10 protein-coding genes and 4 pseudogenes are annotated in these 9,879 nt (G+C 36.2%); 12 read left to right on the forward strand and 2 right to left on the reverse strand.

The genetic code is table 11. The annotated features are described in order from the left end of the window. The 3 genes from AB1279_RS00035 to AB1279_RS00045 form a co-directional block, all read left to right on the forward strand. On the forward strand, positions 1-268 hold a 268-nt coding region (locus AB1279_RS00035; RefSeq protein ID WP_429757432.1), incomplete at its 5' end, for a hypothetical protein. 342 nt (positions 269-610) lie between these two features. Continuing rightward, entirely contained in the window at positions 611-1,162 is a 552-nt protein-coding gene (locus AB1279_RS00040) for an HD domain-containing protein (RefSeq protein ID WP_429757433.1), read from the forward strand. Between the two features lie 144 nt (positions 1,163-1,306). Continuing rightward, positions 1,307-1,600 (forward strand): hypothetical protein, encoded by a 294-nt coding sequence (locus tag AB1279_RS00045; protein ID WP_429757434.1) that lies wholly within the window; start codon positions 1,307-1,309, stop codon positions 1,598-1,600. Between the two features lie 289 nt (positions 1,601-1,889). Here the strand turns inward: AB1279_RS00045 and AB1279_RS00050 are convergent, their stop codons facing one another. Together AB1279_RS00050 and AB1279_RS00055 are read right to left on the reverse strand one after the other, a co-directional pair. Continuing rightward, complete coding sequence (locus AB1279_RS00050) at positions 1,890-2,585, reverse strand: GNAT family N-acetyltransferase (protein WP_429757435.1); 696 nt, start codon at positions 2,583-2,585, stop codon at positions 1,890-1,892. Between the two features lie 13 nt (positions 2,586-2,598). After that, entirely contained in the window at positions 2,599-3,708 is a 1,110-nt protein-coding gene (locus AB1279_RS00055; RefSeq protein ID WP_429757436.1) for a mandelate racemase/muconate lactonizing enzyme family protein, read from the reverse strand. Positions 3,709-3,799: 91 nt separating this feature from the next. Here AB1279_RS00055 and AB1279_RS00060 point away from each other — a divergent pair. The 9 genes and pseudogenes from AB1279_RS00060 to AB1279_RS00100 all read left to right on the forward strand — a co-directional run bounded on the left by AB1279_RS00060 (position 3,800) and on the right by AB1279_RS00100 (position 9,662). Continuing rightward, positions 3,800-5,087: pseudogene (locus AB1279_RS00060) on the forward strand (transcriptional regulator). Between the two features lie 271 nt (positions 5,088-5,358). Continuing rightward, complete coding sequence (locus AB1279_RS00065; RefSeq protein WP_429757437.1) at positions 5,359-6,465, forward strand: M20 peptidase aminoacylase family protein; 1,107 nt, start codon at positions 5,359-5,361, stop codon at positions 6,463-6,465. Between the two features lie 164 nt (positions 6,466-6,629). Next, positions 6,630-7,237 (forward strand): annotated as a pseudogene (locus AB1279_RS00070) (methyltransferase). Positions 7,238-7,672: 435 nt separating this feature from the next. Next, a pseudogene (locus AB1279_RS00075) lies at positions 7,673-7,780 on the forward strand (L,D-transpeptidase family protein); the annotation flags it as partial. Positions 7,781-7,857: 77 nt separating this feature from the next. Beyond that, a pseudogene (locus AB1279_RS00080) lies at positions 7,858-7,929 on the forward strand (hypothetical protein); the annotation flags it as partial. A gap of 21 nt (positions 7,930-7,950) precedes the next feature. Then, positions 7,951-8,133 (forward strand): hypothetical protein, encoded by a 183-nt coding sequence (locus AB1279_RS00085; protein WP_429757442.1) that lies wholly within the window; start codon positions 7,951-7,953, stop codon positions 8,131-8,133. Next, positions 8,117-8,875, forward strand: coding sequence for a GDSL-type esterase/lipase family protein (locus AB1279_RS00090; RefSeq protein ID WP_429757439.1), 759 nt, complete (start codon positions 8,117-8,119; stop codon positions 8,873-8,875). The genes AB1279_RS00085 and AB1279_RS00090 overlap by 17 nt, the downstream gene beginning before the upstream one ends. 124 nt (positions 8,876-8,999) lie before the next feature. Next, positions 9,000-9,164 (forward strand): hypothetical protein, encoded by a 165-nt coding sequence (locus AB1279_RS00095; protein WP_429757440.1) that lies wholly within the window; start codon positions 9,000-9,002, stop codon positions 9,162-9,164. A gap of 294 nt (positions 9,165-9,458) precedes the next feature. Continuing rightward, entirely contained in the window at positions 9,459-9,662 is a 204-nt protein-coding gene (locus tag AB1279_RS00100; RefSeq protein ID WP_429757441.1) for a sulfatase-like hydrolase/transferase, read from the forward strand. Positions 9,663-9,879 lie beyond the last annotated feature (217 nt).

Genomic DNA, 9,879 nt, shown 5'->3' on the forward strand with positions numbered 1-9,879 from the left:
AGCAACCTTTGAAATCCTTTACTTTGAAAGAAATTTTTCATTTGCATCATTAGGACTCGATCTCCCCCTTCAGTGGATAGAAATTCAATATATTCATGAAAACGTTGATTATTTATCTATTACTTTCTACCTGTTTTCCGTGTTTTTATTTGTATACAAAAAAACACATGTAATTATCATATGCATATGTAGATTAAAAAGAGAAGAATCAATTTTCAGCAGTTATATAATTAATCTACAAAAAAGGAGAAGTGTAGATGAAAAATAATGAGGGTAGCTGGATTTACGTGTTAGACGTACACGTTTTATGATACTAAATAACATTGTATAAACTCATATATTCTTTTCTCTTCATCTGAAAATTCATCAGATTCCGGTGATTCATTATCCGAATCTAAATTTTCAGGGATACAGTCTTTTGAATTGAAAATTTCCATGAATGTATCTTTTGAATCAGCTTGTTCAATTTAAGAAACATTAACTGTAAAAGAAGGATCTTGTAAAATCGAATGGTTTTAGTAAGTTGGAGGAGTAAACACCGCTCGGAAGATTTTATTCTGAGCGGTGTTTATGTTATGAATATATAATGAAGGCAAAGGAGATGAGGTACATGAGCAGATTAATTGAGAAAGCGACGCAGTTTGCTGCTATTAAGCATGAAGGTCAAATGCGCAAGGGTACTAACATTCCGTACATTATACATCCATTTGGAGTAGCACTCATTTTACAGAAAGCAAAGCAGCGTGATGAAGTGATTGCCGCAGGATTATTGCATGATACTTTAGAAGACACGAATACAACCGAGGCTGAGTTGTGTGAGCATTTTGGCGAAGAAGTGCTGAGATTGGTTCAGGCGGCTTCAGAACCAGATAAATCGTTGTCATGGGAAGAAAGAAAAAAACATACCATTCTATCTCTTCCACACCGTTCGAATGAAGAGATTACTTTGATTGTCGCAGATAAATTACATAACTTACGATCCATTCAAGAGGACATAGAAAGAGAAGGCGATCAAGTATGGTCGCGTTTTAATCGTGGAAAGCGTGACCAATCATGGTATTACATGAGTATTGTGCATGCTTTGAAAGAAAAAAAGCGGGAAATTCCAATTATTCGGGTGTTCGAAAAAGAAACACAAAATTTATTTAAAGGAGGCAACTAATCCCTAAGGGATAGTTGCCTTTTTTATTTGAAGTGGAATCATTTGTGCATAAAATTTTGAAAGATAAAGCTGGAAAATGATAGACGTGTGTTTAAGCATATATGACAATAAGGATATACAAAATGAAATGGGGGGAATTATTGGATGAAAGAATTAAATGTAGTTTTTAATGAAAATAATTATAAATTAACAAAAGAAACAAGTAAGGCTGTAGAATATGAAAATATTCAGAGTAAAGAAGTGATTTATTTATTACATAATATAGAAATTAGTATTGTTTTAAATCCTAATACCGTAGAAAACAACAGTAGCTTAATAAGCAAAAGTATTGGTAAATATCATAGTACAGCGTTAAGGCAATTTCCTAAAAGAAAAAACAAAGGGAAACTCCGATACATTATGGATATTCTTTTAAATTTCAATCGGATAGTGAATTAGGTTCTTTTTTGTCTAGTTTAAATAATTATTAATACAATCTAAAAAATTATTTTCTACTCTCTTGTTATCGCATATATTCTAGACATGCGAGGTGCCGGCCTAGTTTGAAAGGAATGACAAATAGAGCCCTGATTTATGTTGGAGTTTTTAGGGATAAGTAGTAATTTGGTGTTAAGCATTAAGAGGTATTTTTATTTAGGGAAAGATGAGATTCAAGTATTAGTAAGATCTCATCTTTCTTTTATTCAAAATAAATAAAGTTCGAATATTAGATTATGAAAATACTATCTTATTTTCCAAAACTAACTAAATACTCCCCGTCACAGAACTCCATCTCATACCCACGATACCCTTCCGCCAGCAACTTTTTCTGCCCAGCAATATCACTCATTAGAAGTTCTTCTACGTTCACCCATTCTCTTTGTCTCTCACTCTTCAGCTCTTTCACAAACACATACCGCAACCGATCACTATATTTTTCTTTCAGCGCAGCAACTTCCATCCCTTGGGCGAACTTGTCTTTTAAACTAGGGATATTAAATGGCGCAACTGTACAACAAACGTAATCGTATTTGCTATCGGTTTGTTGTAATTGATCCATAATGACCTTCGCTAATATTTTCTGCATTCCATTTCCGCGGTAGGTTGGATGAACGTTTGAGACTTCTTGATAGATGACCCGTTCTAATTCCTCACCTTGTAAGCCAATATCCAATCCTAAATGTTCTTCATCGATGGGGGGAACTAAGAGCGCACGAAATGCAATGAGTTGTTCGTCTATGAATGCACCGATCATGAAGCCATTTCCTGTTAATATATTTTGAAATTCTTCTAATGTAAGAGGCTGTAAGCTTTCTTTGTTTTCTAGTGCTTCAATTACATCGTCTTGTACCGATAAAATTTGCTCGATGTGATGCAAAGATAATGGTGCGACTTTGAATGGTTGCTCGTTTTGTTTTAACGTTCCTTCGTAAAGAATGTTCATGCTTTTGCCTCCTTTAGCGAACAATATGTTGAAAAGCAGTTAACTCATTGAGTATATCTTCATTGACATCAATGCCGAGTCCTGGCTTTTCTGTTAGGCGAATAAAAGGTACATCATAGGAAAGGTTCCCGATATCTTTCGTGAATTTCAATGGCCCTGTTAGTTCAACACTAGTAATAATTTTTTTAGAAAAAGCGACATGGAATCCTGCGGAAGAGGCAACGGATGATTCGACCATTGAACCAATTTGACATTCGATGCCAGCCATTTCTGCTTGATGAGCTAGTTTGACAGCTGGATAGATTCCGCCGCATTTCATTAATTTAATGTTTACTTTATCAGCTGCTTGTTTTTGAATAATTTGGCGCATTTCACGCGGTCCTTTTAATCCTTCGTCAATCATAAGAGAAAGGTCTGTTTTTGAGCGAATGTAAGCCATTGCGTCGATATCGTCGGCTATAACAGGCTGTTCAATCCAATCAATGTCTAGATGCTTAAGTGAACGTAATGCAGTTAGCGTCGTCGCACTGTTTTTCCAGCCTTGGTTCACATCAACGCGAATTGCGACATCATTTCCGACTCGTTCACGTACAGCTTCAATTCTCTCAACATCTTTTTTGACATCTGTTCCGACTTTCATTTTAAAGGATTGGTACCCTTTATGTAGCATGGAAGCAGCTTCTTCCGCCATGTTTTCTGGGGAATCGATGCTTAAAACATGGGTAATTGGGAATTCTTCATGATAGCGTCCGCCGATCAATTGATACACAGGCTGTCCAAGTTTTTTCCCCGCTACATCAAAGCAAGCAATATCAATTGCAGCTTTGGCAGTAGGCACCCCGTAAATAGTTTGATTCATGATTTCATGTATTTTCTCGATATTCATTGGATTTTTACCTATCAGCGCAGGAGCTACTGTATGTTTTAAAATATGAAAAGTGCTTTCCCATGTTTCACATGTAACATGTTCGTCAGCTACGCCTTCCCCGAAACCGACGATGCCTTCATCAGTTTCGAGTTTTACAATAATGGAAGGCATATCAGGATAAATGCCATAGCTTACGATAAATGGACTCTGAAGCGGTAAACGAATTGCATAAAGATGAATTGCTGTGATTTTCATTGAAAAGACCCCTTTCTGTTTACAATGCTCTTGTGCATTTGATATAGTTGTCGTTAAATAGTCGTTAAATAGCTATAAGGAGTTTGAACAAATGATGATAAAGATTGCGGTTATTGGTACACAAGAGTCTATTCAGCGCCTTGTGTCTGTTGCCCACCAAGTCGAAGATATAGAGATTGAACCTTATGTTTATTCTCATCCGAAGGAATCTTCAGAAGTTATTCGGCATGTAAAGCCGTGTGATGTGATCTTTTTCTCCGGTGTTATACCTTATTATATTTCAAAAGAAATGCGAGAACAATTACGAATTCCAAGTATTTATTTGCAGCAAAACGAAATGGCACTTGCGTCTTCTTTGCTTTTCATTTTACATCATAAAAACATTCAACCGGAGCGAATTTCAATTGATTTAGTGAATTCTTCCTTCGTTACAAATGTTTTCAATGATATCGGGATTACAGGGGTTCCTCACGTTATGGATTATCAAGATATGTTACCGAATATGTTTGAAATAAAAGAGATTGTGGATTTTCATTACTCTCGGTACCAGTTAGGATTGGTTGATTTAGCACTAACGAGTGTTCATGCTGTCTATGACAAACTTATTGAACTTGGTGTGCCCACGCAGCGAATGCTTGATCCGACAAAAGCTCTTATACAAGGATTAAAAGATGCAAAAGCAAAAGCACAGTTAGCAAAGAGTCACTCAGCGACTGTTGCAGCTTGTGTGGTAGCATTCCCGGCATCAAACCATATTTCAATGGAGCATCTTGATACATTTGCTCGTGAAATTCACGGTTCATTTCGCCAAGTAGATGAAACTTCATACATTTTGTATACGACGCGTGGTGATATTGAGGAACTTATAAAAACAAGTTCTCTTCAAAACTTTTTGGGCAATTCAAAAGATCCTATAGCACTTGGCTTTGGCTACGGAAGAACAGTAAAAGAAGCGGAACAAAACGCTAAGATTGCTCAAAGTTTCGCAACAAGCAATCAAATGGAAAGCTGTTGTTATATATTAACGGATGAAAAAGAACTGTTCGGATCCTTTTCCAAAAGAAAAGAAAGTGCAGAGTCTTAAAAATGATGACCAAGAACTACTAAAGATAGCGAAGGCAACAAAATTAAGCCCAGCAAATTTATCGAAAATCATTCAATTTAGTCAATCACGTTCATCACTTCAATTTACGGCAGCTGACCTTTCGGAGTATTTACAAGTAACAAGACGTACGACAGAACGTATTTTAAAGAAGTTGGTTGATCAAGGATATGCAAATATTTGTGGTGAGGAGATGCCTTATCAGCAAGGGCGTCCCCGCGCCCTTTATGAGCTAAAGCTTCCCATTTATTCTTTTCATGCTATGTCTCTAATGTAGTTTCTTATTGCCATTCTTTCTGTCTTGGAAAGTTTAGTGATACTGAAAGGGTTTAAAGCATAAAGAATGAAGAGGGTGGATACAGTGAAATTCAGTCCGGCATATGGCGAAAAGGGAAAGTTCATTCATCATACTGAGAGAAGGATTACTTGACATTTAAACGAATATTCAATATGTTTTTGAAAAACAAAAGACTGTTTAGTGTGGAGTGAATGTCATTTCAAAACAGCCTTAAGAGAATTGTTTTGCGTATAGAAGGGAGAGCATCAAGTTGAAGAGAGAAGATTTGCAGAATCGTTTAAATAAAATTTTTCAATATTTACATGAGCATCCTGAAGTGAGTTGGCATGAACATAATACGACTACCTATATTACAAAATTTTTAGAGGCAGAAGGAATTTCTTATAAAACATTTGATGATTGTCCTGGAGTAATTGCAGAAATGGGAAGTGGGAAACCAGTTGTCGCTATTCGAGCTGATATGGATGCATTATGGCAAGAGGTAGATGGGGAGTTCAAAGCAAATCATTCATGTGGTCATGATGGTCATATGACAATTGTGATGGGGCTTATTTTACAGTTGAAAAATGAGGAGTGGCAAACGGGAACGGTCCGCTTTATTTTTCAGCCCGCAGAAGAAAAAGGAGGCGGAGCTCTGAAGATGGTTGAGAAAGGTGTTGTGGATGATGTTGATTTCCTATTTGGTGTTCACTTACGACCAATAGAGGAATTATCATTGAAGCAAGCGGCACCATCCATTCGCCATGGAGCGGCTGATTTTTTAGAAGCTCATATATATGGAACTGACGCTCATGGTGCGCGGCCGCATCAAGGTGTAAACGCAATCGATGTGATTTCAATGATTAATATTGGATTGAAAAATATATGGCTGTCACCACAACATTCATACTCCGTTAAAATGACGAGATGCCAAGCGGGTGGTGAAAGTTTAAACATCATTCCAGGGAACGGGCATTTCGCTTTAGATGTAAGAGCAGAAAGCAATCCATTGTTAGAAGAGTTAAAGGAAAAGATAGAAAAAGTTATTCAAGCAGCTGAAGCGATGGGTGTGAAGATTTCTTATGAATGGGTTGATTTCGCACCTGGAGCACAAGTATCAGCTGAGGCGGAGCAGTTCCTTCGTAAGGGAATTCTCCAAATATATGGCGAAGAAGGCTGCACTGCACCGCTTCCTACAGCAGGAAGTGATGATTTTCATTATTATACGGTCAAAAAGCCGCACTTAAAAGCTGCCATGCTAGGATTAGGTGCGAATCTAAAGCCAGGGTTACATCATCCTCACATGACGTTTGATCACGCTTGTATAGTAGATGGCGTGCAAATATTGAAGCAAACGGTATTGGAAGTTCTGAAATAAGATTATTTCTATTTGGAATTTGAGGTTTTTAGTCCTTAAATTTAGATATGAAAGCTATCCTGAAAAGGTCAAAAATGGTTGTCCTTTTAGGGTAGCTTTTTCATATGGTACAGGTGTGAATCCTTTATAATAGAATGTATAGTTTCTTAATTAGGAGTGAATCCATGAACGAACAGTATTATGATGCAGTACTAAACATAAAAACAGTAGGAGAGCAAAAGGGGTTCTACGAGTCTCTGCATTATCATCGTTATGAACCGACGCCATATCTTGCATTAGAACAGTTGTTTAATACGTATGAACTGAAAAGTAGTGATCGAGTTGTTGATTTTGGATGCGGAAAAGGACGATTAAATTTCTATATCCATCATTTTTATCATGCATCTGTAGTAGGAATAGAAATGAACGAGACCTTCTATCAAGAAGCAATGGAAAATCGAGATCGTTATTTGAATAATTCTAAAAAAGTAAAGATAAAATTCATTTTCAGTGTTGCTTGGCACAAGAGTACGAGATTGATCCACTGGATAATAAATTTTACTTTTTTAATCCATTTTCGGTGCAAGTGTTTATGAATGTGATAAACAATGTATTGCTTTCGGTAGAAAAAGTAGAAAGGGAAGTAGAGCTAGTTTTATATTATCCATCGGAAGATTATATTTATTTTTTAGATAATCAAACTTCTTTTGAATTGAAAGAGGAGGTTATATTGCCAGGATTGTATGAACGAAATTCGAATGAGAGGTTTTTGATATATCGATTAGCGTATTAGAATCTATGCTAGATTGATAAAGAACAAGGGCCTTTCCACGTTAATGGGGGATAAAAAATGCTAAAATATCACCCGTTTTCATCAAAATTGACAGAATTTTCTCACATAATATGATATTGTTATTTTTAAAATATATATATATTCGGGGGAAAATATGAAAAAATTTACGATTATGCTTGTTTTATTGTTTAGTATGTTTTTTTATACCGATCAGACAAAAGCAGATAGTGGTTCCCAGTTACTTATCATTAACAAAAAATAAATCAACTGGCCTATTATAATGGAGGTACTTTAGTTAAACATTTAGAGTAGCTACAGGAAGAGATGACTCTTTAACGCCAGAAGGGAATTTTAAATTGTAACTAAGATTGTAAACCGGCCATATTATACAGGCAATATCCCTGGTGGTGATCCTCGTAATCCTCTAGGTAACCGTTGGATGGATTAGATGCTAGAGGTACATATGGTACAACTTATGCTATACACGGAAATAATAACGAAAATTCAATTGGATCTTATGTAAGTTCAGGGTGTATACGAATGCACAACGATGAAATTCGTTGGCTTTTTGATCAAGTACAGCTGTACACACCAGTAATCATAACAAATACAAATGATACATTCGATACGATTGCTGCTTCCAATGGCTATTATGTTGTTTCCGGTGGAAACAAACAAATGGTAAATGGTATTTCTATGATGGCAACGGAGTGATGAAAACTGGTTGGTTATTAGATGGAGGAAGATGGTATTACCTAGATGGTAATGGAGCGATGAAAACCGGCTGGACATTAGACGGAGGGAAATGGTATTACCTAGATGGATCTGGTGTCATGAAAACCGGCTGGTTATCAGACGGAGGGAAATGGTATTACCTAGATGGTCTGGCGTCATGAAAACGGTTGGATATCAGACGGAGGAAAATGGTATTACCTAGATGGATCTGGTGTCATGAAAACTGGCTGGTTACTAGACGGAGGGAAATGGTACTATCTTGATAAATCTGGTGTCATGAAAACTGGTTGGTTATTAGACGGAGGGAAATGGTACTATCTTGATAAATCTGGTGTTATGAAAACTGGTTGGTTATTAGACGGAGGAAAATGGTATTACCTAGATGGATCTGGTGTCATGAAAACCGGTTGGATATCAGACGGAGGAAAATGGTATTATCTAGATGGATCTGGTGTCATGAAAACTGGTTGGGTAAAAGTCGATGATGACTGGTATTATTTCTATGATAATGGATCAAGGGCCGCAAGTACTATAATCGATGGATATAAATTAGATAAGGATGGCGTCTTGGTTAAAGTTGAATATCTTGCTTTAGGAGATTCTTTAGCAGCTGGGCAAACTCCATATGGAAAAATGGATGCAGGTTATCCTAATTTTATTAAAGAACGCTTTCAAAAATCTTATCATGTAGTTGATTTTAATAATTTTGGTACGGCGGGATATACATCTGTTCAATTGAAAAACGATGTTTTATACAATGAAAAAGTTCAAAAAGAAATAAAAGAAGCAAGTCATATTACGATCGATATTGGTTTGAATGATCTGGCTCCTGTAATTCAAACAAATTCAAATCAAGCCCAAGAAGCAATTCAAAATGTAAGTGCGAATTTAGAACGATTTTGAGTACTATAGATAATCTTAATAATCACGTTCATGTTTATGTAATGGGATACTATAATCCTTTCCATATCAATCACAAGAACAACAAGCGACGCTATTACCATTATTACATGATTTAAATACTCAAATGGAATTACAGGCTAATTCACATGGTGATACATTCGTACCTACTGAGAAGGCAATTGAAGCGAATTATGCAGAGTATATTCCAAATCAATCTGATGCTCATTTAAGTTTAGCGGGATATAATGTGGTAGCGGGTGAGTTTTGGAAAGCAGTATCTAAGAATTAAGCAGGAAATAGTAGCTTTTAAGTACATTTGTTAGAGATGTTAATTTAAAATCAAAGGTTTTATTTCATAATAAGAAGCGCAAGTTAAATTGCCCTACACAATTCCCTTTTTGGCAAAGTGTAGGGCAATTTTATTTTTAGAAGAACAGCAAGTACATGATATAACTAATCATTTTTTTAAGCTTCTTTTTTTACTAGAGCACTCATTATAAAATTATTCCCTTAATAAATTACTTAATATATATGATCCATTGTTTACAGACTTTGTCAGTGTGAAAGGAAAGATGGTGATGGATTGAAGACAGGGCTTGGAAGTTCCGATAAAAAATCTGCGCTCAATGTAATATATATTGTTTTAGATGATGTGGGTTATTCCGCTTTAGGATGTTTTGGTTCAGAAATTGAAACACCTAATATTGATTCATTAGCTAAAAATGGTCTGCGTTACAATAATTTTAATGTAACTCCGTTATGTTCTCCTACTCGTGCTTGCTTTTAACAGGCCGTAACTGCCATTCTGTGGGGGTGGATTCATAACTGAACTAGATTTTGGACCCCAATACCCTAATAAACGAGGGAAAATTCAGATAATGCTGCCACTTTAGCTGAAATCTTAAAGTTGAATGGGATGGCTACATATATGGTTGGAAAGTGCATTTGGTTCCTGGCCATGAAGCGGCATCAAGCGGACCTTTTGAAAATTGGCCGCTCTCAAA

This window comes from Bacillus sp. S14(2024) (genome assembly GCF_050473785.1).
Taxonomy (GTDB): Bacteria; Bacillota; Bacilli; order Bacillales; family Bacillaceae_G; genus Bacillus_A; species Bacillus_A yunxiaonensis.